Source organism: Lentilactobacillus senioris DSM 24302 = JCM 17472 (assembly GCF_001436555.1).
Classification (GTDB): domain Bacteria; phylum Bacillota; class Bacilli; order Lactobacillales; family Lactobacillaceae; genus Lentilactobacillus; species Lentilactobacillus senioris.
In genome coordinates, this window is record NZ_AYZR01000008.1 from 315,122 (window position 1) to 339,776 (window position 24,655).

34 protein-coding genes are annotated in these 24,655 nt (G+C 37.2%); 31 read left to right on the forward strand and 3 right to left on the reverse strand.

Going from position 1 to position 24,655, the window contains the following annotated elements:
- Nucleotides 1–76 precede the first annotated feature (76 nt).
- The 19 genes from FC56_RS04905 (at nucleotide 77) to FC56_RS04990 (ending at nucleotide 14,732) form a co-directional block, all read left to right on the forward strand.
- On the forward strand, nucleotides 77–496 hold the full coding sequence (locus tag FC56_RS04905; protein ID WP_054668939.1) for a MerR family transcriptional regulator: 420 nt from the start codon (nucleotides 77–79) through the stop codon (nucleotides 494–496).
- Nucleotides 497–509: 13 nt separating this feature from the next.
- Nucleotides 510–923: a cupin domain-containing protein gene (locus FC56_RS04910; RefSeq protein ID WP_054668937.1), complete on the forward strand. Its 414-nt coding sequence runs from the start codon at nucleotides 510–512 to the stop codon at nucleotides 921–923.
- A gap of 2 nt (nucleotides 924–925) precedes the next feature.
- On the forward strand, nucleotides 926–1,240 hold the full coding sequence (locus FC56_RS04915; protein WP_054668935.1) for a carboxymuconolactone decarboxylase family protein: 315 nt from the start codon (nucleotides 926–928) through the stop codon (nucleotides 1,238–1,240).
- Between the two features lie 65 nt (nucleotides 1,241–1,305).
- Complete coding sequence (locus tag FC56_RS04920) at nucleotides 1,306–2,355, forward strand: zinc-binding dehydrogenase (RefSeq protein ID WP_056978243.1); 1,050 nt, start codon at nucleotides 1,306–1,308, stop codon at nucleotides 2,353–2,355.
- Nucleotides 2,356–2,634: 279 nt separating this feature from the next.
- A complete protein-coding gene (locus FC56_RS04925; RefSeq protein WP_056978244.1) occupies nucleotides 2,635–3,372 on the forward strand; it encodes a YebC/PmpR family DNA-binding transcriptional regulator in 738 nt (245 codons plus the stop codon).
- 79 nt (nucleotides 3,373–3,451) lie between these two features.
- Complete coding sequence (comGA, locus tag FC56_RS04930; RefSeq protein WP_056978245.1) at nucleotides 3,452–4,423, forward strand: competence type IV pilus ATPase ComGA; 972 nt, start codon at nucleotides 3,452–3,454, stop codon at nucleotides 4,421–4,423.
- Nucleotides 4,389–5,399, forward strand: a complete 1,011-nt coding sequence (locus tag FC56_RS04935) for a type II secretion system F family protein (protein ID WP_056978246.1) — start codon at nucleotides 4,389–4,391, stop codon at nucleotides 5,397–5,399. Before comGA ends, FC56_RS04935 begins: the two co-directional genes overlap by 35 nt.
- The gene (gene comGC / locus FC56_RS04940; protein WP_056978247.1) at nucleotides 5,399–5,704 is read left to right on the forward strand and encodes a competence type IV pilus major pilin ComGC; all 306 of its coding nucleotides are present in this window, start codon (nucleotides 5,399–5,401) and stop codon (nucleotides 5,702–5,704) included. The genes FC56_RS04935 and comGC overlap by 1 nt, the downstream gene beginning before the upstream one ends.
- Nucleotides 5,691–6,161: a hypothetical protein gene (locus FC56_RS04945; RefSeq protein WP_056978248.1), complete on the forward strand. Its 471-nt coding sequence runs from the start codon at nucleotides 5,691–5,693 to the stop codon at nucleotides 6,159–6,161. Before comGC ends, FC56_RS04945 begins: the two co-directional genes overlap by 14 nt.
- Nucleotides 6,124–6,339, forward strand: a complete 216-nt coding sequence (locus FC56_RS08155) for a hypothetical protein (RefSeq protein ID WP_054668927.1) — start codon at nucleotides 6,124–6,126, stop codon at nucleotides 6,337–6,339. The genes FC56_RS04945 and FC56_RS08155 overlap by 38 nt, the downstream gene beginning before the upstream one ends.
- Nucleotides 6,281–6,712 carry a ComGF family competence protein gene (locus tag FC56_RS04950; protein ID WP_056978249.1) on the forward strand — a complete coding sequence of 144 codons (432 nt, stop codon included), beginning with the start codon at nucleotides 6,281–6,283 and terminating at the stop codon, nucleotides 6,710–6,712. The genes FC56_RS08155 and FC56_RS04950 overlap by 59 nt, the downstream gene beginning before the upstream one ends.
- Before the next feature lie 256 nt (nucleotides 6,713–6,968).
- Nucleotides 6,969–7,985, forward strand: a complete 1,017-nt coding sequence (locus FC56_RS04955; RefSeq protein ID WP_056978250.1) for a class I SAM-dependent methyltransferase — start codon at nucleotides 6,969–6,971, stop codon at nucleotides 7,983–7,985.
- A 12-nt stretch (nucleotides 7,986–7,997) separates the two neighbouring features.
- A complete protein-coding gene (locus FC56_RS04960; RefSeq protein ID WP_056978251.1) occupies nucleotides 7,998–9,191 on the forward strand; it encodes an acetate/propionate family kinase in 1,194 nt (397 codons plus the stop codon).
- A gap of 94 nt (nucleotides 9,192–9,285) precedes the next feature.
- Nucleotides 9,286–10,650 carry an amino acid permease gene (locus FC56_RS04965; protein WP_056978252.1) on the forward strand — a complete coding sequence of 455 codons (1,365 nt, stop codon included), beginning with the start codon at nucleotides 9,286–9,288 and terminating at the stop codon, nucleotides 10,648–10,650.
- A gap of 74 nt (nucleotides 10,651–10,724) precedes the next feature.
- Nucleotides 10,725–11,333 carry a metallophosphoesterase family protein gene (locus FC56_RS04970; RefSeq protein ID WP_054668920.1) on the forward strand — a complete coding sequence of 203 codons (609 nt, stop codon included), beginning with the start codon at nucleotides 10,725–10,727 and terminating at the stop codon, nucleotides 11,331–11,333.
- A complete protein-coding gene (locus FC56_RS04975; protein WP_056978253.1) occupies nucleotides 11,317–12,714 on the forward strand; it encodes a bifunctional metallophosphatase/5'-nucleotidase in 1,398 nt (465 codons plus the stop codon). Before FC56_RS04970 ends, FC56_RS04975 begins: the two co-directional genes overlap by 17 nt.
- A gap of 22 nt (nucleotides 12,715–12,736) precedes the next feature.
- The gene (locus tag FC56_RS04980) at nucleotides 12,737–13,309 is read left to right on the forward strand and encodes a YutD-like domain-containing protein (protein WP_056978254.1); all 573 of its coding nucleotides are present in this window, start codon (nucleotides 12,737–12,739) and stop codon (nucleotides 13,307–13,309) included.
- Nucleotides 13,310–13,315: 6 nt separating this feature from the next.
- Nucleotides 13,316–14,098 (forward strand): TIGR01457 family HAD-type hydrolase, encoded by a 783-nt coding sequence (locus FC56_RS04985; protein WP_056978255.1) that lies wholly within the window; start codon nucleotides 13,316–13,318, stop codon nucleotides 14,096–14,098.
- 1 nt (nucleotide 14,099) lies between these two features.
- On the forward strand, nucleotides 14,100–14,732 hold the full coding sequence (locus tag FC56_RS04990; protein WP_056978256.1) for a TIGR01906 family membrane protein: 633 nt from the start codon (nucleotides 14,100–14,102) through the stop codon (nucleotides 14,730–14,732).
- 119 nt (nucleotides 14,733–14,851) lie between these two features.
- On the opposite strand, the gene FC56_RS04995 is transcribed toward FC56_RS04990, so the two are convergent.
- A complete protein-coding gene (locus FC56_RS04995) occupies nucleotides 14,852–15,040 on the reverse strand; it encodes a PspC domain-containing protein (protein WP_056978257.1) in 189 nt (62 codons plus the stop codon).
- Nucleotides 15,041–15,160: 120 nt separating this feature from the next.
- Between FC56_RS04995 and FC56_RS05000 the strand changes: the two genes are divergently transcribed.
- The 3 genes from FC56_RS05000 to FC56_RS05010 all read left to right on the forward strand — a co-directional run bounded on the left by FC56_RS05000 (nucleotide 15,161) and on the right by FC56_RS05010 (nucleotide 17,126).
- Complete coding sequence (locus tag FC56_RS05000) at nucleotides 15,161–15,406, forward strand: hypothetical protein (RefSeq protein WP_054668911.1); 246 nt, start codon at nucleotides 15,161–15,163, stop codon at nucleotides 15,404–15,406.
- Between the two features lie 47 nt (nucleotides 15,407–15,453).
- On the forward strand, nucleotides 15,454–16,623 hold the full coding sequence (locus FC56_RS05005; RefSeq protein WP_056978258.1) for a hydroxymethylglutaryl-CoA synthase: 1,170 nt from the start codon (nucleotides 15,454–15,456) through the stop codon (nucleotides 16,621–16,623).
- Nucleotides 16,624–16,685: 62 nt separating this feature from the next.
- On the forward strand, nucleotides 16,686–17,126 hold the full coding sequence (locus tag FC56_RS05010) for a nucleoside 2-deoxyribosyltransferase (protein ID WP_056978259.1): 441 nt from the start codon (nucleotides 16,686–16,688) through the stop codon (nucleotides 17,124–17,126).
- A gap of 39 nt (nucleotides 17,127–17,165) precedes the next feature.
- Here FC56_RS05010 and lexA read toward each other — a convergent pair whose 3' ends face one another.
- A complete protein-coding gene (gene lexA, locus FC56_RS05015) occupies nucleotides 17,166–17,795 on the reverse strand; it encodes a transcriptional repressor LexA (protein ID WP_054668909.1) in 630 nt (209 codons plus the stop codon).
- A gap of 199 nt (nucleotides 17,796–17,994) precedes the next feature.
- Here lexA and FC56_RS05020 point away from each other — a divergent pair, with 199 nt between their 5' ends.
- The gene (locus tag FC56_RS05020; protein WP_404819905.1) at nucleotides 17,995–18,228 is read left to right on the forward strand and encodes a DUF896 domain-containing protein; all 234 of its coding nucleotides are present in this window, start codon (nucleotides 17,995–17,997) and stop codon (nucleotides 18,226–18,228) included.
- Between the two features lie 75 nt (nucleotides 18,229–18,303).
- Nucleotides 18,304–18,531, forward strand: a complete 228-nt coding sequence (locus FC56_RS05025; RefSeq protein WP_054668907.1) for a YneF family protein — start codon at nucleotides 18,304–18,306, stop codon at nucleotides 18,529–18,531.
- A 24-nt stretch (nucleotides 18,532–18,555) separates the two neighbouring features.
- On the opposite strand, the gene FC56_RS05030 is transcribed toward FC56_RS05025, so the two are convergent.
- Nucleotides 18,556–19,182, reverse strand: coding sequence for a lysophospholipid acyltransferase family protein (locus FC56_RS05030; RefSeq protein WP_056978261.1), 627 nt, complete (start codon nucleotides 19,180–19,182; stop codon nucleotides 18,556–18,558).
- A 92-nt stretch (nucleotides 19,183–19,274) separates the two neighbouring features.
- Here FC56_RS05030 and FC56_RS05035 point away from each other — a divergent pair, with 92 nt between their 5' ends.
- From FC56_RS05035 to frr, 7 genes are all read left to right on the forward strand, one after another.
- Nucleotides 19,275–20,012 (forward strand): tRNA1(Val) (adenine(37)-N6)-methyltransferase, encoded by a 738-nt coding sequence (locus tag FC56_RS05035; RefSeq protein ID WP_056978262.1) that lies wholly within the window; start codon nucleotides 19,275–19,277, stop codon nucleotides 20,010–20,012.
- The gene (locus tag FC56_RS05040) at nucleotides 19,999–20,295 is read left to right on the forward strand and encodes a GIY-YIG nuclease family protein (RefSeq protein WP_054668905.1); all 297 of its coding nucleotides are present in this window, start codon (nucleotides 19,999–20,001) and stop codon (nucleotides 20,293–20,295) included. The genes FC56_RS05035 and FC56_RS05040 overlap by 14 nt, the downstream gene beginning before the upstream one ends.
- Before the next feature lie 35 nt (nucleotides 20,296–20,330).
- Complete coding sequence (locus tag FC56_RS05045) at nucleotides 20,331–21,332, forward strand: D-2-hydroxyacid dehydrogenase (protein WP_056978263.1); 1,002 nt, start codon at nucleotides 20,331–20,333, stop codon at nucleotides 21,330–21,332.
- Nucleotides 21,333–21,480: 148 nt separating this feature from the next.
- On the forward strand, nucleotides 21,481–22,263 hold the full coding sequence (rpsB, locus tag FC56_RS05050; RefSeq protein WP_054668903.1) for a 30S ribosomal protein S2: 783 nt from the start codon (nucleotides 21,481–21,483) through the stop codon (nucleotides 22,261–22,263).
- A gap of 84 nt (nucleotides 22,264–22,347) precedes the next feature.
- Entirely contained in the window at nucleotides 22,348–23,226 is an 879-nt protein-coding gene (gene tsf / locus FC56_RS05055) for a translation elongation factor Ts (RefSeq protein ID WP_054668902.1), read from the forward strand.
- Between the two features lie 128 nt (nucleotides 23,227–23,354).
- Nucleotides 23,355–24,077 (forward strand): UMP kinase, encoded by a 723-nt coding sequence (gene pyrH / locus FC56_RS05060; protein WP_056978264.1) that lies wholly within the window; start codon nucleotides 23,355–23,357, stop codon nucleotides 24,075–24,077.
- Between the two features lies 1 nt (nucleotide 24,078).
- Nucleotides 24,079–24,642 (forward strand): ribosome recycling factor, encoded by a 564-nt coding sequence (gene frr, locus FC56_RS05065; protein WP_056978265.1) that lies wholly within the window; start codon nucleotides 24,079–24,081, stop codon nucleotides 24,640–24,642.
- Nucleotides 24,643–24,655 lie beyond the last annotated feature (13 nt).

A 24,655-nucleotide genomic window follows, 5' to 3' on the forward strand; every position in this document is an offset into this window, starting at 1 on the left:
TATTATTAAAAGTTTTTTATTGACTTAGAGTACACTCTAAGTGATTAAATGGAGACAATCTTAAGGGGGTGATCAAATGGAATCGGACAAATACTATAAAATTGGTGAATTTGCTCAGTTGGTAGGTTTATCGACCCATACGTTACGATATTACGAAAATGAAGGGTTGATTGTGTCCCAACGAGATACCAATGGCGTCCGTTACTATACTGATCAGGATGTTAAATGGTTAGGATTCTTATTGCATCTCAAAGGAACCGGGATGAAGATCACGGATCTGAAAACTTACGTTAGATTACGAGCGCAAGGAGACAGCACTATTGCGGAGCGGAGTCAGTTATTAGAGCGGGTGAAGCGAGAAAGTGAAGCCGAAATCCGGGAACGCCAAAATAGTTTGGCCGTCCTTAGTAAGAAAATTGACTGGTACGATGGCAAACTTGATCATTCCATTGATAAAGATGAAACTTTTGAAGAATATCTCAAACGATTTGAGTAAGGGAGTAAGTTCGATGGTAAAAAATGAAAATGTTAAAAATGGAATTATCTTTCCAGTTGGTGAACCTAACGTAGAGTACGGCAAATACTTTGTGGGCCAAAGTTATTTACAAGGATTAGTCAATGATCCGGCCGTTAATGTGGGAGTGGGCAACGTGACTTTTGAACCGGGTTGTCGCAACAATTGGCACATTCATCATGATGGTTATCAAATTTTATTAGTTACCGGTGGTGAAGGTTGGTATCAAGAAGCAGGGCAACCTGCTCAACTTCTGCATCCGGGTGACGTGATTGTGACCCATGACGGCGTAAAACACTGGCACGGAGCGACTAAGGATAGTTGGTTTGAACACATTGCAATTACTGCTGGCACTCCGGAATGGTTGGAACCAGTTAGCGATGCAGAATACGATCAATTGGAGGACTAATAATGGCAAAAAAACAAACAGCCGGTCGCGATAATTTAGGTGAGTTCGCTCCTCAATTTGCTGCTTTAAATGATGATGTTTTATTCGGAGAAGTCTGGGCTAAAGAGGATGAGTTATCAGCTCATAATCGAAGTATGATCACGATTTCAGCGTTAATTTCTGGCGGTAACTTAGAACAATTACCAGCGCACTTAAACATCGGTAAACAAAACGGGATTACTAAAGAAGAAATTGTCGCCATGATCACCCACTTGGCCTTTTATGTGGGCTGGCCGAAAGCTTGGTCAGCGTTTAATTTGGCTAAGGAAATCTGGTAAAAAGTAAACCAATATTAATAAGGTATTTACTTGATTAAACTTGCGTTTTAACAGAGGAGAACAATATGAAAGCAACTATTTTTGAACAATCAGAATTAGTCCAAGTTGAAGATGTGGATAAACCCACAATTCAAGCTGACGATGATGTTATTATTCGGGTAGTTAGAGCCAGTGTGTGTGGTTCGGATCTGTGGTCATATGCTAATGGTGACGAAAAACCGGCTCATTCCATTAATGATGGTCACGAAGCTATCGGAATTGTGGAAGAAATTGGTTCAGCAATTACGACCGTTAAACCAGGCGATTTCGTGATTGCACCATTTACCCATGGTTGTGGGGAGTGTGCTGCTTGTCTAGCTGGATTTGATGGCACCTGTGATCGGCATCCCGGTTACACTAACTGGTCTAACGGTTTTCAATCAGAATATATCCGGTTTACCTATGCCAATTGGGCATTGATTAAAATTCCGGGCCATCCCGAAGATTACACTGATGGGATGCTTAAGTCTCTCTTAACCTTAGCCGATGTTATGCCAACTGGTTACCATGCTGCGCGGTCAGCTAACGCCCAAAAAGGCGATAAAGTCGTCGTGATTGGTGATGGTGCGGTAGGGCAATGTGCCGTGATTGCTGCTAAGATGCGGGGAGCTTCCCAAATCATATTGATGAGTCGCCATGCAGATCGCCAACAAATGGCCCTTCAATCTGGCGCTACTGCGGTAGTTGCTGAACGAGGCGCTGAAGGGATTGCTAAGGTACGAGAAATTCTGGGTGGTGACGGTGCAGATGCTGCCCTTGAATGTGTCGGAACTGAAGCAGCCATTGAACAAGCTCTAGGCGTATTGCATAATGGTGGTCGTGTTGGGTTTGTGGGAGTACCACATTACAACACTCATCCAATTGGCTCAACTTTTGCGCAAAACATTGCGATTGCTGGGGGTTCAGCTTCAGTAACTACTTACGACAAACGCTTTTTGTTAAAAGCAGTATTAGATGGTGACATTAATCCCGGTCGGGTATTTACTAACACTTATGATTTAGTAGACATCAATCAAGCTTATCAAGATATGCAAAACCGTAAAACCATCAAGGCAATGATTAAAGTAGCGGATTAAATAATTAATTAAGATGAAAGAGACCTTCTTGATATGAGAAGATCTCTTTTTATTACCTGACTATATGGGGGTGATTATTAAGAAAGCAATTGATTAACCTAGTCAGTGTAAACAGATTCAGATGATATCATTAAGATAACAATTTAAACTAGATAGATCTTATTAACTTAATACGATAAGCAAGTTAGCTGCTAACCTTGAAACACCGCTGTTAGTTTGATAAAATAAATGAGTATGTAAACAGTAAATTAAATTAATTAAGAAAAGAGTTGTTTAAATATGTCAGGACATTCAAAGTGGCATAACATCCAAGGACGTAAAAACGCCCAAGATGCAAAACGTGGAAAAATTTTCCAAAAAATCTCTCGTGATCTTTATCAAGCTGCCAAAGCTGGTGGGGTAGACCCAGATAGTAACGCTCAACTTCGTCTTGTTATGGAAAAAGCACGGGCTGCTAACATGCCTAAGGATAATATCCAACGTGCATTGGACAAGGCTTCTGGCGTTGGTGGAGCTAAGTTCGAAGAAATCACTTATGAAGGATACGGACCTGGTGGGACTGCTATCATGGTTTCTGCCTTAACTGACAACAAGAACCGGACTGCTGCTGCAGTTCGTTCAGCTTTCACTCATCACGGTGGTTCACTAGGAGCCAGTGGTTCTGTTTCATACATGTTTAATCGTCAAGGTTACATTGTTATCTTACGTGACGGTTTAGATACTGATGAAGATACTATGTTGATGGATGCTTTAGATGCTGGCGCTGATGATATGAAGACTTCAGATGAAGTTTTCGAAATCTACACTGATCCTTCATCATTACCAGAAGTACGTGATGCTTTACAAGCTAAGGGTTATGATTTGGATACTGCTGAAGTAACCATGTTCCCAGAAAATACTACTGAAGTTCCTGAAGGTAAGGTTTCACAATATACCGGCTTAGTTGACGAATTGTCAGAAAATGACGATGTTCAAGATGTTTACGAAGCTGCTACCCTTCCTGAGGATGCTGAATAATATATTTCATAATTAAGAACCAATTGGAATTAATTCCAATTGGTTCTTTTTTCGTATGTACAAGTAAAGGAGGGAGAACATGGTAGTGGAAAATGCATTTAATGATTTAATGAAGGAGGCGGTCCAGAAAAAAGTAAGTGATATTTATTTGCTGCCTCAAGGAGATAAGTACTTCATTAAGATGCGGTGGCAAAATAAAATTGTATTGTACAAGATACTAACAATTATTGATGGTCATAAATGGTTAAATTACTGTAAATTTAAGGCTGATATGGCTATTAGCGAACATCGCAGACCACAAGTTGGGGCTTTAAATTGGTATGAAGGTAATCACGTTTATTCGTTAAGACTATCAACGGTAGGAGATTTTAACGCTCACGAAACACTAGTAATCCGGATTATCTATCCGCTAACATCCATGGAGAAGAGCTTGTATTTACCTGCAAAAACAGATCGGTTGCGGAAACTAGTTGCTCAACGAGGATTAATTTTATTTGCTGGTCCTACTGGTTCTGGTAAAACAACTTCTATTTATCAGTTAGCTCAAGAATATACAGACACTAGTTTGGTGATGACGATTGAAGATCCGGTAGAAATCTTGGAACCGCGTTTTTTACAGTTACAAGTCAACGATAAAGCGGATATGGGATATGAAGAGTTGATCAAGGTAGGATTAAGACATCGACCAGATATATTCATAATTGGAGAAATTCGAGATCCTGGCACAGCCAACGCCGCAATTCAATCAGCGTTAAGCGGGCATTTAGTGTTTAGCACCGTTCATGCTCAAAGCCCACTAGGAATCATTAAACGCCTCAGACAATTGGGAATTGAACCGGATTTTATTACACAAGCAGTTACTGGGCTGGTTTATCAACGTTTAATTGCTAACAGTGACAAACAGCTTAAGGCGTTAATGGTTGTTAACGAGCCAGGCGAATTATACGGACAAAATAAGTATGATTGGCGTGACTGGCAACAAAATCTCACAAAATTAGTGGAGCAAGGTGAAATTGATGAACAAAATATTGAAAAGTATTGGTGGGGATAAATTATCTAAAGAGCTACAAAGCCAACTGTTCAATAAATTAGCAGATTTATTAACAATCGGTTTTTCTTTAAATCAAGGATTAAAATTTATCGGGCAAACCTATCCGGGTCTAACTAAAACTACTCAACAAATAATATTAGGACTCAAACGTGGTGAATCATTTTCCCAAGCTTGCACAGAATTGGTAACTTCTGAAGTGGTAGATCAACTAAAAATAGCCGAGCAGCATGGTCAGCTCCATACAACCTTAGAGCAACTAGCTCGATTTAATTTTCAGCGAAGTGAGCAACGAAAGAAAATCAGGGCGCTATTAGTTTACCCATTAATGCTAATAGTGATTTTAGCAGTATTGCTAGCGCTGATTCATAATATTTTATTACCTCAGCTGGCTGATCTAAATGGAATGAGCGTTCGACCCAATAATCAGGCGCGCCCGTTAGCACTAATAGGAATAGCATTAGGATTTATTATATTTATAGGATTGATATTGAAGAAAATGCCAACGGTGAAACGATATAGTATTTTGATAAGGATTCCGTTGATAGGGAAATTGGTTAAGCAATATGTTAACTATTATTTGGCAACTAACTTAGCGGTTTTATTAGAAAACGGATTAACTAGCAAGGATATTTTAACGGTAATTTCCCAATTTAATCCCAATTCATTGATCTACGAATTGGGAAGTGAAGTTGCGTATCATTTACAAAACGGTGATAGTTATAGGGTTTCGTTATTTCGTCATTCATTAATAGATTCAGAATTAATTTCACTATTGGACAGTGGTGAAACGATCACAGAGATGGCCAAATTAATGACTGCTTATTCTCAACTGGTATTTAATAATTTAATTCGAGATTCAAATAAATTAATTTCTTTGATCCAACCGACAGTATTTATTGTTATTGGACTAGTAGTAACCATTGCCTATCTTCAAATCTTAATGCCAATATATCAATCTATTAGGGGGCTTTACTAATGAAAATCAGCGGCAAAAGGAAAGCGTTTACATTAATCGAAATGACTATTGTTTTGTTTGTAATTTCTCTGCTGATATTGATCATAATTCCCAATCTTACCAAGCAACGAAAAAATGCAGAAACGATCCATGCCGGTGCCATGACTTCTATTGTCCAATCTCAAATTGATGCTTATCTTAATGTGCATCCATCAGATCTCAATGTTACCTATGAAGAACTACAAGCTGAAGGGTATCTTACTAAAAAGCAAGTGCAAAAAGCTAAATCTGAAAAAATTAGGATTACAAATAATGAAGCTAATTAAAAAGAAAGCGGGTTTTACTTTAATAGAAACCTGCTGTGCGCTGTTAATTATGACTCTAGTTCTAGGAGTTAGTACAACTGCTATCGCCATTTTAAACCAAAGACAGGGGTTAGCCGAACAACGTTTTTTTGAAACCCTTAAAACTGCAGTGAATGAAAGTAGTACTTCAGCCAATATTTATAGGACTCCATTACAAATTATTTTCCAAAAAGATAATGAGGTTTTGGTTCAAATTAAAACGGCTAAGGCGATAACTATCAGGAAGATTCCAATACCTAAATCCATCAAACTAGCAGGTGGTCAGCTCGTACGGGTGGCTGCTAGTGGATTCATCAGTCCGCAAACTGTTAAATGGTATGCACTGAACGGAGAACTTAAGTATTTACAAAAATTTCAGTTAGGGTGGAGTGGATTTAAGATTGAAAAGAAAAAAGTTACTGGGATTTACAACCGCTGATTCTTTAATTGGTTTGACAATTATCACAATGTTTGGCTTTTTATATGGCGAAGTAACTGGAGTAATGAATCAAAAAATTATGCATCAAGAAGTTCAGATGCAAAAAGCCCGGAGAGCTTATGAACAAAAACAAATTAAAAGTACGAACCGGCTTTTTAATGATCGACAACATCGTTAGTTTATTATTTTGCGGAATGGGAGTGGGGTTAATTTGTTTGGTAATGCAAAACTTGATTAATCAAACTCATAGCTATCAATTAGATTATCAGCTATTTTTACGTACTATAGAAAGCAATGATTTTAAATTCAAGTTAGTGGATATTAATCCTAATACCATTTATTTTTATAGTCCAAAGACCAGGAAAAAATATCGCTTAACTAAGTATAATGATACGCTTAGATTACAAGGACTTACTAAAGGCCATATTCCCGTCTTAGAGCATGTGAAAGAAGCTAGTTGGAAATCACAAAGTACGACGCAGATTTTAATAAAAGGAGAATTCGACAATGGTGAAAAATTTTCATCAATTTCAATATTTAATGGCAACTAAAAGACGATCATCATTAACAGTAGCGGCGATTATTTTCATAAGCATCATAATGATTTTCGTAGTCTTACAATGTGTTGTTTTTTCCAGTAGGTTTAGTACAATTACGGAAATTACTAGACAATATTTAAAATAAGCACATAGAAAAATGGTACCCCTTTCATCGCTTTTGGGATAGTATTTTTATCGGGGTTAGTCTTGAATTATACCCCTAGTATCTGGTACTATTTACTGTGGTACTTTAATTACTGAAAAGGAGTTGATTGTCCTGGCAGAAAAACAAATCCAAGAATTGTTTCAAATTCTTGATGACTCTTCACTTTTTCTCCAAGAAAAACTAGATCTTTCATATATAGATTCATTAATTGAAAGCCTAGATATCATTCAAAATGTGAACGATATTGAAGGGATTGAGGGACTATCAGCACAAGATTTTGAAAATTTCACAAGCAAGATGAAAAGCTTCGATCTTCAAAACCTATCTGCAGAAGATGCCCGCAAGACAATTCAAATGGCCATGTTAAAAGCGATTAAGCAGGATAACCTTCAGGCTAACTACCAGATTACTCCTGATACAATTGCTGGGTTATTTAGTTATTTGATTAGTGGGTTATCTAAAAAAGATGAGGAAATTAGTCTGTTAGATCCTGCCGTGGGCTCAGGTAACCTGTTAGCTTCGGTAGTTAATTATTTACGAGAAGCCGGTAAAGTGGTTGTCGCTACCGGACTAGAAAATGATGATGCTTTAGCAGATTTGGCTAGTTTGAACTTTGAATTGCAAAGATCCGAAGTTAATTTATATCATGAAGATACAATTCAAGATGTAGTAGCAGGAAATGTAGATTACGTTATTTCTGATTTACCAGTGGGATATTATCCAATAGATGATAACGTGGTTCAGTTTAAAACGAAGGCTCAAAAGGGGCATTCTTATCTACACCACTTATTGATCGAGTTTGGAATGGAACACGTTAATCCAGGCGGTTTTGGATTATTCTTAATTCCTAGCAATATTTTTAAAGACAAAGAATCCAAAGCTTTACTGGAATGGGTAAAAGAATCCGTTTATCTACAAGGAATTTTAAACCTACCGGCTGAATTATTTCAGAATAAGGCGGCTGCCAAGTCTATTTTGGTATTACAAAAACCTGGTAAAGGCGCTAAGCAAGTAAGCCAAGTGATGCTAGGAGAATTTCCATCCTTCAAGGATCCAGCAGCAATGAAACGATTCCTAACAGAAATTGATGATTGGGAACTAAAAAATTTAAATAATTAGGAGAATTTAGTCATGGGAAAATCAATTGCTATTAACGCAGGGAGTTCAACTTTAAAATTTAAGCTTTATGAAATGCCATCAGAAGAAGTTATTACTAGTGGTGCCATTGATCGAATCGGTTTGGGTGATTCTGATGTTACTATTAAGTATGGAGACGGCGAAAAGTTTTCAGAAACTATGAACATCCAAAACCATGAAGAAGCAATTCAATTATTGTTAGATAAACTACTTAGCTTAAAAATTATTAATGATTATAGTGAAATCACTGGTGTTGGTCACCGAGTGGTTGCTGGTGGTGAATACTTTACGGATTCCGTTGTGATTGATGATGAAGTATTGGCTAAAATTGAAGATTTAGTTGAATTTGCTCCGTTGCATGAACCAGCTAATATTATGGGAATTAAGGCTTTTAAGAAAATATTGCCAGATGTTATTAGCGTAGCGGTATTTGATACTTCATTCCACACTACACTTCCAGAAACTAATTATATGTATAGTTTGCCATATGAATACTACGAAAAATATCGTGCTCGTAAATATGGCGCTCATGGTACAAGTTACCGTTACGTTTCTGCCCGAGCTGCTGCTATGTTAGACAAGCCTATTGAAGATCTTAAAATGATTATCATGCACTTGGGAGCAGGTGCTTCATTAGATGCTATTAAAGGCGGTAAATCTTTCGATACTTCCATGGGATTCACTCCGGTAACTGGAATTACTATGGCAACTCGTTCTGGAGATGTTGATCCTTCAGTATTACAATACATCATGCAAAAAGAAGACATCTCTGATTTTGATGATGTGATTGACATTTTGAACCATAAATCTGGTTTACTTGGTATTTCTGGTGTTTCTGCTGATATGCGTGATATTGAAAAGAAAGCTGGAGAAGGGGATCATCGTTCACAATTAGCCCACGATATCTTTATTAACCGAGTAGTACGTTATGTGGGTAGTTATATTGCTGAAATGGGTGGAGTAGATGCGATTGTCTTCACTGCCGGAATTGGTGAAAATGATAAAGGTATTCGTGCAGAATTAGCTGAAAAATTAGCTTGTTTTGGTGTTAAAATTGACGATGCCAAAAATGATATTCGTGGTGAAGAACGTGATTTAAGTTCTGATGATGCCACAGTTAAAACTTTATTAATTCCTACTGATGAAGAAGTAATGATCGTTCGTGATATTGAACGTTTAAGAAAATAATTTTAAATAAAAAAGCATTGCCGATTACGGGGTGCTTTTTTATTTTTCAGAAAATATGCTATCATTATTTAAAAGTTAAGAGGTGAGATAGTTTATGGAGAACAATTCTAATCACCAGCAACTATCACGAGAATTAAAGAATCGGCACGTTCAGTTAATCGCATTAGGCGGTACGATCGGAACCGGGTTATTCTTGGGTGCTGGTGAATCAATTCACTTAGCGGGACCGGCCATTTTACTTTCTTATATTATTGCCGGAATCGCGTGTTTCTTTTTAATGCGTGCTTTAGGTGAATTGTTACTTTCTGATTTAGAAACCAACTCGTTCGTTGATTTCATTCAAAAATATATGGGGGATAAGGCTGCTTTTGTAGTCGGCTGGACCTATTGGACTTGTTGGATTTCCATTGCCATGGCCGAATTAACGGCTGCTGGTTTATATGTTCAAATGTGGTTCCCTCATATTCCGGTGTGGGTAACGGCTCTGGTATTATTAGCAATTTTATTTGCGATGAATATTTTTACCGTTTCAGCGTTTGGTGAAACCGAATTTTGGTTTTCAATTATTAAAATCGTGGCAATCTTAGGTTTAATTATTGCTGGGATCGTAATGGTATTAGTAAGCTATAAAACACCATTTGGACATGCTAGCGTGTCTAACTTGGTTTCTAATGGATTTTTTGCTCATGGTGCTAAAGGATTCCTCCTTTCATTTCAAATGGTTTTGTTTAGTTTCGCTGGCGTGGAAATGATTGGGATGACGGCATCTGAAACTAAAGATCCAGAAGTCATTATTCCTAAGAGTATTAATGAAGTGCCACAACGGGTAATTATTTTTTATATCGGTTCGTTGCTAGCGATTATGTGTATTTATCCATGGCAACAAGTTTCTCCTAATTCCAGTCCGTTTGTGCAGGTTTTTTCTGGAATTGGTATTCAATCTGCAGCAGCAATTATCAACTTCGTAGTCTTAACTGCAGCAGCTTCTTCATGTAATAGTGCTATTTTTACAACTGGTAGAATGATTTTTTCAATGAACTACAACTCCAAATCTAAGTTTGGTAAGCAGTTGGGTTCATTGTCCCTCCGGCAAATTCCTCGCAATGGTATTATTTTTTCCACGTTAATAATTGCTTTAATAATTATTTTAGGGATTTTCTTGCCCGGAAACTTATTTACCTTTATATCTAGTGTGGCCACTACCTGTTTCTTGTTTGTTTGGAGTATGATAGTGATCGCCCATCTACGATACCGTAAATCAGTTAAGCAAACTAAAAGCGAGTCAAAATTAAAATTTAAAATGCCATTATTTCCATTATCAGATTACTTTGTATTGTTATTTTATGCAGTCGTAATAGTAGTTTTGGTGATGAGATTAAATACCTTGATCGCCTTGATTGGTTCGGTCATTTGGCTAGCAATTTTATGGCTGATATCTATTTTTCGAAAAAATAACTAAGTTTAGACGGTGGACGATGGTCTCACCGTTTTTTTAATGGTATTATCAAATTAGTTAGTAAAGGAGGGGCACAAATGCAGTATTTTACTTCAGACACCCATTTTTTTCATGATCAATTAGTGGGAGTTAACGACTTTTCTAATCGTAACTTCATTGATGCGGCAGACATGGATGAAGTTATTGTGCAAAATTGGAATGAAAAAGTGAAACCTAATGATACGGTATATCATTTAGGCGATATTGCCATGCTCCACACTAAACCCAGTAAATTAGCGGATGAACGGATTTTTGAAATTTTAAGTAGGTTAAATGGCCATTTAATTTTAATTAAGGGAAATCATGATAGTCGAGAACTGTTTAAGTACTTGGACCGTCATAACTTTTTGATAGATGGTCAACCTAAATTTGAGTTTCATGATGTGGGAGTCTTAATTAAAATGAACCATCGTCAGTATTATTTAACTCATTATCCGATGATGTTGGGAATTGTTAAGCAGATCATTAATGTGCATGGTCATTTACATCGCTATACGGTTCCGATTAAAGAAAATATTAATGTGGGACCTGACTCCGGAGATTTAGACTATTTAAAAACAGCAGTTCCGTTTGGGGCGCCCTTGTCGTCCACGGAACTAGAAGAGATTGTAACTCAGAAAGGGATCGATTTTGCTAAACGAAGATAATCACGAAACTATTTCTATTTTTCATACTAATGATTTTCATTCGCATTTTGCCAACTGGCCAAAAATTAAACGGTACATTCAATCTGGTAAACAACGAGATAGGGCCTTAGGGGACACTGTTTTAACGTTTGATATTGGTGATTTCATGGATCGCTTCGAACCCCTAACTGAAGCAACTAACGGTAAGGCCGGAGTGCAATTTATGAATGAATTAAATTATGACGGGGTAACAATTGGTAACAATGAAGGTTTAACCAACTCTAAGGAACAGTTAAATCAACTGTATCAGAAAGCCAACTTTGATATTTTATTAGCCAATTTAAAAGATCCGCAAACTAATTCTTTGCCTAAATGGGCTAATGAAGCCAAATTAATCGTTACGCCACAACATACCAGAATTTTGGTATTTGGAATGACGGCTCCGTATTCTAGTACCTATCCTAAATTAGGTTGGGAAGTTGAGGATGTTAATCAAACTGCAGAACGGATTTTAACTAAATATGAAGGACAGTATGATATTTGTATCTTACTATCTCATTTAGGACTGCCTACTGATCGTGAATTAGCGCAAAAATTTCCAGCTATTAACTTAATTTTAGGAGGCCATACCCATCACCTGTTAATGGAAGGAGAGCTGGTTAACCAAACAATGTTAGCAGCTGCTCAAAAATGGGGAAACTACGTTGGTCACGTTACGTTAACGTTAGATAATCATCAGATTACTGAACAAACTGTTTCCGTTCAAGAAGTGGCAGCATTGCCTTCTGAACCAGTAGATTTAAAAGAGATCAATAAGACTTTTAGCATGGGGACTGCCTTATTATCTGCACAAAAGGTTGCCCAACTAGATCATCCAGTAACTACACAATTAATTGGTGATTCAGAAATGGTTGATCTGGGATTAAAGGCGTTACAAGCTAAAACTAAAACTCAGGGTGCTGTCATCAATACCGGGTTATTTTTAAAGAGTTTACCTGCTGGAATAATTGATGAAAACCAAATACATGATGTATTGCCACATGCGATGCAAGTCATGAAAGTGACTTTAGATGGTTATAATCTTTGGCGATTAATTCAGGAAATGGAAAAAAACAGAAATTTCCTCTTACGTTACCCGCAAAAGGGAATGGGATTTCGGGGAAAAGTTTTTGGAGAATTACATTACCAAGGTATTGAATATCAAAAGGCAACGGGGAAAGTTTTATGGCATGGAGAGCCATTAAATCCACAGCAAAACTATGAAGTTGCGATGTTGGACCATTACCTGTATATTCCCTTTTTCCCAACTATCCAAATTTGTGGTAAAAATGAAATTTACTTTGATGAAAATTTACGGCAGGTATTTGCTCATTATTTAAGTGATCAATTTCCTATCAAGTAAATGAAATGAAACGGAGTAACTTATGGATAAAAATGAACTAAAGGATTTAATTGAAGAACGTAACGCAAAACGAAAACCAATGGTAAAAATTACGTTTGAAGATTTAACCTCGTTTTCTATTAATGATCATCAATATAAGATGATTAGTGATCATAATAATAGTTTTGATGTTCATCAATTTGAAATGGCATTTAATTCGTCATTTAGTAAATTTGATTACATTGTGGGCCAATTATTTGATAATCAATTACGACTGAGAGGTTTTTATGAAGCCGGTCGAGATAATGCAGACGGACCTTTTATTGGCCAATTGAATGATATTTTGGTTGAGCAACTGATTTTTAGTGACGATATTTATATTATTCAAAACCTAGAACCAAGACCTATTCCGGTTCCTAGAAGTAGTTCTAGGCGTCGACGTTCTAGAAGGGGTCGGCAACGCAATCGACGTAATTCAGATAATAAGAACGGCGGTTTTAAAACAACGACTACTAAAGTACAAAATAATGAAGGCAAACGTAAAATGGTAGTGAAAGAAAAACGCAAGAACGGTAACCATAATTTTGTGATTAAGGAAAATAAGAAGGGAAAATAATTTATTATGAAGCAATATCGAGGATACCTGATTGACCTTGATGGTACTGTGTATGCTGGTACTAAGAAAATTCCGGCTGCTAAAAGATTTATTGAACGCCTACAACAAAAGCAGATTCCGTTTTTATTCGTTACTAACAATTCAACTCAGCTTCCAGAAGCAGTTGCTACTAACTTAGCTAATAATCATGATATCTATGTAAATGCACAAAATGTTTATACTTCTGGCATGGCCACGGTAGATTATTTGAACCAAGAAACCAAAGATTGGCCAGCTGAAGACAAAACCGTATTAGTAGTTGGAGAGTATGGCTTAAAACAAGTGATTTTGCAGTCGGGCTACACACTAGCTATTGATAATCCAGCATTTACAGTTGTGGGACTAGATTCTGACTTAACCTACGAAAAGCTTACCCAGGCTGTTTTAGCGATTAGAAACGGTTCTAGATTTGTGGGAACTAATCCAGATACCAACATTCCTAAGGAGCGAGGATTACTTCCAGGAGCTGGGGCAGTGGTTGACTTTGTTCGTTACGCAACTCAGGTAGAGCCAGTAATGATTGGCAAGCCACAGGCTCAGATAATTAATACAGCTCTAAGACGGATAAATTTACCAGCAACGGATGTTGTAATGGTCGGGGATAATTACAATACCGATATCAAGGCGGGGATTAACGCTCAGGTAGATACACTACTGGTTTATACAGGGGTTTCAACGCCGGAACTGGTGGCTAAAGAAGCTATCCAACCAACTAATTTCATCAATAGTCTTGATGAATGGGAAGTTTAAGATGCTTAAAAGAGCGTTCCAAGCCCTGATTGTATTTTTGTTCATTATTTCGCTGGCTATCTTCGTTACGATTAATTCTGTATGGCTGTTTCGGTTATCAATTCCGTTATTTCACCTTACTGATCAAACTGGACTAACTACTTCGCAGATGATGCATGAATATTTAAAAATGATTAGTTATTTACAACTACCTTGGCAAACTAGCTTGCATTTTGATTTTTTTGCTAGTTCTAGTCAGGGTTTGCAACATTTTAAAGATGTTCGTTCACTAGTTATGGTTAATAACCTTGTAATGTTAATTAGCGGAGTTGCTAGTTGGCTAGTGCTAAATAAGTTGGTTCAAAATAAGCAATTATACAATTTATTAAATCCCTTAAGGATATTAGTAACAATCATAATTGGTATCGCGGGGATAATGCTCGTTAATTTTGATCAAGCCTTTATTTGGTTTCATCAGTTATTCTTCCGAAATGATTATTGGTTGTTCGATCCTAATCGTGACGAAGTAATTAATATGTTACCAGATGGTTTTTTTGCCCTTTGTTTTTTGCTATTTGGGGCATTAGTATCTATAGGAATCCTAGTGCTTTTGTTAATGATTCGTTATCAAATTAAAGCAGCAAAAAAGGACTGAATTTATCAGTCCTTTTTTGTTTTACGGTTATAAGGTTTTGATTGGGAAGTAAGTTAATTCCAAATATTGTAGCAGCTATCTAGACTAGATTCTCATATTTATGATGATTCTGTATAATTTTAGTTAACGGGATCTTCCATTAAAATCCATAGTACCAAGTAAGCTATGATTCCTGGAAACAGTGGGGTAATTGCTAATAAAACAAATAAAATCCGTACTAAATTGGTGTTCCAATTAAAATGTTCGCTAAGGCCGGCAATGACACCAGCGATGACTTTATTGTTTGATCGATGAATAGGAATTTTCATGTTATCACCTCTTTTAATCATAAGTCTATTAATAAATACCTAAGTTTTCAAACAAAAAGTTTCTTTTTTAGCCAAATAAGGATAGAATATAATAGTAATTTTGGTAGGAGAATAATAAATATGATAACTTTAAATTTAAATGGTAATTTAGGGAACCAGCAAGTTAATTTATCTAATGGCGCTAAGGGGCAATTATCGGGAGTACGAATTTTTGGCGGAATTCCTGGTCAAGTTCAAACGGTTCAATGGACATTTGTTCCAGGAGCACCAGAACTCGAAGGATTTGTTTTTGCAGGTTCTTTTGAAGAAGGACAAGAAATCAAATCAATTACTGGATTAAATACGTACAAAATTCATTTTATTTAACGTTACATAGACTGCTGGATGCGGTCTTTTTCTTTTAGGAGGTTATCATGAAAGTAGGAATTGACAAATTAGGATTTTACACGCCGGAGACCTATATTGATATGACTGAGTTGGCTAATGCTAGAGGAGAAGATCCCGCCAAATATTTGATAGGAATTGGTCAACGAAAACAGGCAATTGCCCCAGTCACCCAAGACGTGGTAACCATGGCAGCTAATGCTGCTACCAAAATATTAACGCCGGCTGACAAACAATCAATCAAAATGGTTTTGTTTGGAACTGAAAGTGGCGTGGACAATTCTAAAGCTACCGCTGTTTATTTGCAGACACTTCTGGGATTATCCGCTGATGTTAGGGCAGTAGAAATTAAACAAGCTTGTTATGGTGCTACCGCCGGAGTACAAATGGCTTGTGATTATGTGAGAAGTCATCCTACAGCCAGCGTATTAGTAATCGGGGCAGATATTGCTCGTTACGGTCTAAATACCCCTGGAGAAGTAACTCAAGGCGCTGGGGCAGTGGCAATGTTAATTAAAGCTGATCCTGATTTGATCGAATTAGAAGCCGAAAGTGTTTTTCATTCTGCAGATGTAATGGATTTTTGGCGACCACTTTATAGATCAGAAGCCTTAGTAGATGGCCATTATTCCAATAATGTCTATATTGATTTCTTTAATCAAACTTGGCAGGAGTTTCAAAATAGAACGGATACCAATATCAGTGATTTTGATGCTTTCCTATTTCATTTGCCTTACACCAAAATGGGGTTAAAGGCCTTACGAACAATTACCAGTGATGATCAACACTCGCAAGACTTACTGACCGAGTTTGAAGCTGCTAAAAAATTTAACGCAGAAGTTGGAAATATCTATACTGGTTCTTTATATTTAAGTTTAATTTCTTGGTTGGTTAATTCACAAACGCTTGCTTCAGGTAACCATGTTGGTTTCTTTAGTTTTGGCTCTGGGGCACAAGGAGAATTCTTTGCTGGTAATGTGGGCCCGTCAACACAATTACAGAATTTAAAAATGCAAATGGAGGCTTCATTGAATCAGCGTCGGCAAATAAGTATTAAAGAGTATGAAGCTATGTTTGAGGCCCGACGACCATTTGAAGCTGGTGATTACGCATTTGATCTTTCTGAAGAAAAAGCACAATTTTACTTGAAGGGTCAGCAAAATCACCAATTATTATATGTAAATACGAAAAATAATTAAATTTTGACTTGAAACGTTCGTATATTTCCCTTAAAATTAAGAAAAAACGGGAGAGTGACAACATGAAAAACATTTATCTAGCCGCACCATTTTTTAGTGATGAACAAAATGAACGAGTAACTAGGGTTGAGGAAGACTTAGCAGCCAATCCGACGGTTGGTGAAGTGTTTAGCCCCCGCAAAAATCAATTGGAACAATATGAAATGGGCACAAAAAAATGGGCTCAAGAAATTTTTAAGTATGATACCTCAAAAATTGACTGGTGTGATGTAGTAGTTGCAGTTGTTGATTTTGATGATGACGATGTTGACAGCGGTACAGCATTTGAAATTGGCTATGCATACAGTACTAATAAACCTCTTGTCATTTTTCATGAAAAAGACACTATTTTGAATTTAATGGTGTCAGAAAGCTTAAAGGCACACTTAACTACTGATAAACAATTACAAGACTATAATTTTGAAGACCTACCTTTAGTACCTTATGATGGCAAGGTAATTTAAAAAGCAAAAAGGAATTAACACTGAGTGTTAATTCCTTTTTTATTCAATCTCATTACGATAAAGACCAACTACTTTTCCTAAGATAGCAACTTGGGTCAAAATAATAGGAGCCATAGTATCATTTTCTGGTTGCAGACGATAATGGTCGCTTTCTCGATAGAATCGTTTACAAGTGGCTTCATTTTCATCAGTCATTGCAATTACGATTTCACCATTATCAGCGACATTTTGTTTTCTAACAATGACGTAGTCACCGTTTAAAATTCCAGCATTAATCATGCTTTCTCCTCGAATTTGTAGCATGAAGAGCGGTTGATCGGAGTTACCTAGGTTGGGTGGTAGTGGGAAGTAATCAGTAGCTTCTTCTACAGCCAAAATAGGTTCCCCGGCTGTTACAGTACCTAGCACGGGAATTTGTTTCTGTTCTGGTTCGACACCAAGCTCTTCTAATCCGGCAGCAGTGACTTCTAATGCTCTGGGTTTAGAAGGATCTTTAACTAAAAATCCCTTTTTTTCTAACCGGGATATGTGTCCGTGCACGGTGGATGTTGAAGATAAATGGACTGCTTCGCCAATTTCGCGAACGGTAGGCGGATAACCATGTTCGTTAACCTTTTCCCAGATGTAATGCAAAATTTGTATTTGCTTGTTTTTTGGTGAATCCGTCATATTCCTTACCTCAGTTTAATCGTTTGAATAATCACATTTTAGCATAACTAAGGTACCAATTCAAACAAATGTTCGGCTAATTTCTTAGCGTATTTAGTAACAAGCTGGTATAATGGTTGAGATAGAAAATTCGATAGGGGGCATTTTGATGGCTGAAGATAAAAAAGAAAACAAATTAGACCAAATTGAAGATGAGGTAATGAAACAAATTGTACCTCGAATTAACGAACTGGCTAAAAAAGCTAAGGCAGAAGGCTTAACGGAATTGGAAAAAGTGGAACAAAAGGACTTACGGGACAAATACGTTAAGAGATTCCGGGAAAACTTCAAATCACAAATTGAAATGATGAAGATTTACGATAAAGAAGGTAAAGAAGTTACTTCTGATAAAGTAAAGGATATCCAACGGGAAAAAGGGCTTCGGGACGATTAAATTTAAGATTCCTGCTTTTAATTTTGCCTACTCTTGTGTAGAATTAAAGGGTGAGATTATAAAGGAGGACTGAACTTGGCTACTTGGGTTTGGATTTTACTTATTGTATTAGCTTTGGTATTGGGACTTGTTGGTGGCTTCTATGGCGCACGTCGTTACATGGAAAACTACATCAAGGATAACCCGCCAATTAGTGAAGACCAGTTGCGACAAATGATGATGCAAATGGGTCAAAAACCTTCACAAAAGAAGATCAATCAAATGATGCACAGCATGAAAAATCAAAGTCGTAATCAAAAATAAAAAACCTGCCGTCTGGCAGGTTTTCTATTTTTTCTTAGAGACATCTACATATTTGAAGTCGGGATTAATTGATTTATCTAGCTGGTCAAATGCAGTTTGCATTTGTTCATCAAACTTAGCTTGATTCTCAGCAGTTAGCTTGGTTTTGCGGTCAATATAAATTGGCTCACCAAAATCAACGGTAACTGCTTTTCTACTAAAAAGACGCTTAAAAGTTAATGGTCCTTGGTAGACTGTCGGTACTAGTGGTAGGCCAGTCAGTTGGGCAATTAACAATGCTCCTCCCTTTAATTCTGATGAATGCCTAGTTCCTGATGGAAAAACAATTAACGATAAATCAGTTTTCTTCAAGATCTTAACTGGAGTTTTAATTGCGGACGGTCCTGGGTTACTGCGATCAACAGCAAAAGCATTGACGTGTAATAAAATCCATCTGATAATTGGATTTTGGAAAAGTTCCTTTTTGGCCATAAAACTAAATTTTTTCGGACTAGCTGCTAAGGCGTAATAAATGGGGTCAAACCAAGTTCTATGAGGACCGACGAGAATATAATTTCCTTTGGGGAGCCGTTCCTTGTGCAAGTAATGCGCATTACCATTAATTAAAAATAGTAAAAAACGAACGACAACTCTTAAAAATGAATATACCAATATTACTCTCCTTGATTATAAAGATACTAGATTAATAGTACGTACAATCAAAATAATTAGCAAGTTAAATTGTATTGAAAAGAGGATATAAGATGCTTAAAGACGGTGAAAGAATTGATCAGCTCTATAGTCAAAATGTACAAATTATACAAAGTACGGATGTTTTTTCTTTTTCTTTAGACGCAGTCTTGCTAGCCAATTTTAGTAGGGTAGGAGGTCGAGATCGCCAAGTAGTTGATTTATGCGCTGGTAACGGTGCTGTAGGGTTATTTTTAACCGGTAAAACTAACGCTTCAATTACGATGATTGAAATTCAGCCCCGGTTAGCAGATATGGCGCAAAGAAGCATAGAATTAAACTACTTAACTGAACAGGTAAAAGTAATTAATGCAGATTTGAAAGACAGTTTTGAATATTTAAAGAAGGACTCCGTAGATGTAGTTACTGTCAACCCTCCTTATTTTGTTAACTATGATGATAGTCAAAAGAATCCTAATCCACACTTAGCAATTGCTAGACATGAACTAGCAACTAATCTGGAAACCGTGGTTAAAACGAGCTCGGGGTTACTTAAGATGAATGCTAAATTCTTTTGTGTTTTTCGCCCTGATCGGCTAACAGATCTATTGGTGACGATGAGAACTAATAGAATCGAACCTAAACGAATTCAATTTGTTCGTTCACGTGAAGGTGATAACGCTAATATGGTATTAGTGGAAGGAATTAAAGATGGTAAATTGAACGGGGTAAAAGTGATTGAAGATATCATCGTTTACGATGGTGATCACTATTCAAAAACAGTGAAGAAGATGCTATATGGTGAACAATAATTACTATATGTACGTCATTGAGTGCCTAGACGGTTCTTTGTATACTGGTTATAGCACCGATGTGCTTCGTCGTTTTAAGCAACATGCTAGTGGTAAGGGAGCTAAGTATACTAAAGCTCACCCACCCAAGCGGCTTATTTATTATGAACAATTTGATAATCAGCATGCTGCATTACATGCTGAAGCAGAATTTAAGAAGAAAAGTCGCAAGCAAAAACTAACCTATATTACCGAAAATGAATCCGATTTACCTCTTCTAGAAGCCGGAAAAATGATACAATAATTTTATAGAACTGACAATTACAGGAGGTTTCACTAATGAAAATTGTTGCTTATGGAATTCGTGACGATGAACGACCATTTTTAGATCAATGGAGCAAAGAAAATCCAGACGTTGAAGTGGTAGGGAAAAGTGAATTATTAGATGACCAAACTGTTGCAGACGCTAAAGGTGCAGATGGAATTGTCGTCTACCAACAAAAACCTTATACTGCTAGCGTAATTAATAAGCTAGGAGAATATGGAATTAAGTTTATGTCGCTCAGAAACGTTGGGATCGATAACATTGATTGGCCAGCTATTAAAGCTAATGATATTCAAGTAACTAACGTGCCTGCCTATTCCCCCGAGGCAATTGGAGAGTACACGGTAACTACTTTAATGATGTTATTACGACACGCCCGTCAGTTTATACGTAAAGAGTCTCAAGGTAATTTTAAGTGGGCTCCAGATATTGCTGATGAACTTAATCAAATGACCGTAGGGGTTTATGCTACGGGCAAGATTGGTCGGGCAGCTATTAATATTTATCGGGGCTTCGGGGCTAAGGTAATTGCTTATGATATTTACCGTAATCCTGAATTGGACGCAGAGGGAATTTATGTGGATACTCCAGAAGAGTTATACGCTCAAAGTGACGTCATTTCTCTTCATGCTCCTGCCACTGCAGAAAATGAACATATGTTAAACGACCAAGCTTTTGCTAATATGAAGGATGGCGTTTGGATTTTAAATCCTGCTCGAGGAACATTAATTGATACAGATGCTTTAATTAGAGCCCTTGACAGTGGCAAAGTAGCTGGTGCCGGCTTAGATGTTTATGAAGATGAAGTTGGAATTTTCAATAGCGATTTTGGTAGCTTTGATGCCATTCCAGACGAACGACTCAAGGATTTAATGAAACGAGAAAACGTAATTGTTACTCCTCATATTGCCTTTTATACTAAGCGGGCCGTTAAAAATATGGTTTACTATGCCATGGATGCTAACAAAGACCTCTTTGAAACTGGTAAGTCTGATAAATTAGTACAGGTAGATTAACCAAACAATTACTTGCTATCTAAATAATAATTAGGTATAATTTTAAGAGTGTTTTAAATACACACCCGCAACGATGATGATTAAGTGCCGATTGGTGTGATCATCAGGTGAATTGCGGGGAGGAAAAAACTAAATGGAGGCTATTACAATGGCTGTTATTTCTATGAAACAATTGTTGGAAGCCGGGGTACACTTCGGTCACCAAACTCGTCGCTGGAATCCTAAGATGAAGCAATACATCTTTACTGAAAGAAATGGTATCTACATTATCGATCTTCAAAAGACTGTTAAGCTCATCGATGCTGCTTACAACTTTATGAAGGATGAATCTGCAAAGGGTGCTGTTATCTTATTCGTTGGTACTAAAAAACAAGCTCAAGATTCAATCGCTGAAGAAGCTACTCGTGCAGGTCAATACTACGTTAACCATCGTTGGTTAGGTGGAACTTTGACTAACTGGAATACCATCCAATCACGTGTTCAACGTCTTAAAGATCTTAAGGCAATGGAAAACGATGGTACTTTTGAACGTTTGCCTAAGAAAGAAGTTTCACTTCTTATTAAGCAACGTGAAAAGCTTGAACGTTTCTTAGGTGGTATTGAAGATATGCCACGGATCCCAGATGTATTATTCATCGTTGATCCTCGTAAGGAACAAATCGCAGTTCACGAAGCTCAAAAACTTAACATCCCTATCGTTGCTATGGTTGATACTAACACTGACCCAGACCAAATTGACGTTGTTATTCCTTCAAATGATGACGCTATCCGGGCCGTACGTTTGATTACTTCTAAGATGGCTGACGCTATCATCGAAGGTCACCAAGGCGAAGATGATGTAAACGAAGAAGTTTTTGTTGAAAAAGCTTCTGATGGAAACGAATCAATCGAAGAAATTGTCGATGTTGTTGAAAACAACGACGAAAAATAATTAATATTTAACAAGGCTGACTAGTCGCTCCGGACCTTACTGGCCTAGTGACGGTCAGCTTTTATTTTTAGGAGGGTTTTAAATATGGCAAGTATTTCTGCTTCTCAAGTTAAAGAATTGCGTGAAAAAACTGGTGTTGGTATGATGGACGCCAAAAAGGCTTTAGTTGCTGCTGATGGTGATTTCGAAAAAGCAACTGAAATTCTTCGTGAAAAAGGTGCCGCTAAGGCTGCTAAGAAGAATGATAAAGTCGCTGCTAATGGTTTAGCACGGATTGCCGTTCATGACAACGATGCTGCTATTACTGAAATCAATTCAGAAACTGACTTTGTTTCAACTAATGATACTTTCAAAGATTTAGTTGATATGGTTACTGATGTAATCGCAATTAAGAAACCTAACTCAATGGAAGGTGCTATGGCTCTTCCTACTGCTAAAGGTACTATTAATGATGCTATCGTAGAAACTACTCAAATTACTGGTGAAAAAGTTAGTTTGCGTCGTTTCCAAGTAGTTACTAAGGAAGACGATGAAGTATTTGGAGCATACCTTCACAATGGTGGTTTGATTGGTGCTTTGACCGTCTTGAAGGGTGTAGATGCTAGTGTTGCTAAAGAAGTTGCAATGCACGTTGCTGCTACTAACCCACAATTCTTGAACCGTAACGACGTTCCTGCTGAACGTTTGGCTCAAGAAAAAGAAGAATTAACTAAGGAAGCTTTAAACGAAGGCAAGCCTGAAAAGATCGTTGAAAAAATGGTTGAAGGTCGTTTGAACAAGTTCTTGGCAGAAATTTGCCTTGAAGACCAACCTTTTGTTATGGATCCTGACCAAACTGTTGGCCAATATGTAGCTGCTAAAGGTGGCTCAATCACTAGCTTCGTTCGTTACGAAGTAGGTGAAGGTATCGAAGTTGAACAAAAGAGCTTTGAAGACGAAGTTCGTGAACAAATGAACGGCTAAATTACCGTTTATTAAAAACCATGGAAAGTTTATTCTTTTCATGGTTTTTTATTTGACCAGATTTATTGTTGTGAATGTAGTTATTATGCTAAAATTGAATATAACGATTAACCATAGGAGGCATTTTGATGTCTGAAGTAAAATACAAACGTATCGTCTTAAAATTGAGTGGAGAAGCCCTTGCAGGTGACAATGGCTTTGGAATTAATCCACCAGTAATCAAAACTGTAGCAGAAGAAATTAAAGCCATTTACGAAATGGGAATTCAAATCGGCATCGTTGTTGGTGGCGGAAACATGTGGCGTGGTGAAGCCGGAGCCGAGATGGGAATGGAAAGAGCTCAAGCTGATTATATCGGCATGCTTGGGACTATTATGAATGGATTAGCTTTGCAAGACAACCTAGAATCCATTGGAGTACCAACTAGAGTACAAACTTCAATCGAAATGCGCCAAATTGCTGAACCATACATTCGTAGAAAAGCCGTTCGGCATTTGGAAAAAGGACGAGTGGTTATTTTTGCAGGGGGAACTGGTAATCCATACTTCTCTACTGATACCACTGCTGCTTTGCGGGCTGCTGAAATTGATGCGGATGCTATTTTGATGGCTAAAAATGGTGTAGATGGTATTTACTCTGCTGATCCAAGAACTAACAAAGATGCAGTTAAGTTTGATTCACTAACTTATATGGATATTTTGAGCAAGGGTCTAAAGGTTATGGATTCAACCGCAAGTTCATTATCAATGGATAATGATATTCCATTGGTAGTCTTTAACTTAAACGAACCAGGTAACATTAAAAAAGTTATCAGTGGTGATAACATTGGAACAACTGTGAAGGAGAAATAAAATGGCAGATGTAGATACAATTTTAAACGAAGCAAAAACCAAAATGAAAAAAGCCGAAGATGTTTTAGGTCGGGAATTAGGTGGAATTCGCGCGGGACATGCCAATGCCAGTTTATTGAATCGGGTAATGGTAGATTATTATGATGTTCCAACTCCATTAAACCAAATTGCTGCAATATCTATTCCAGAAGCACGGGTAATTATGGTTACCCCGTATGATAAATCTGCTTTAGAAAATATTGAAAAAGGGATTTATGAAGCTGATTTAGGAATTAGTCCAGCTAATGACGGGACTGCTATCCGGTTGGTTGTTCCTCAATTAACTGAAGAACGGCGTAAAGAAATCGCCAAACAAGTTAAAGCAACTGGTGAAAAGAGTAAAGTAGCAGTTAGAAATGTTCGCCGTGAAGCGATGGATTCTTTGAAAAAAGGTAACAAAGCTGACGAAATTACCGATGATCAACTACACAATTACGAAGACAAAGTCCAAAAAATTACTGATGATGCAATTAAAAAGGTAGATTCAATGGTTGCGGACAAAGAAAAAGAAGTTATTAGTGGTTAAGAAAGAGGGAAAT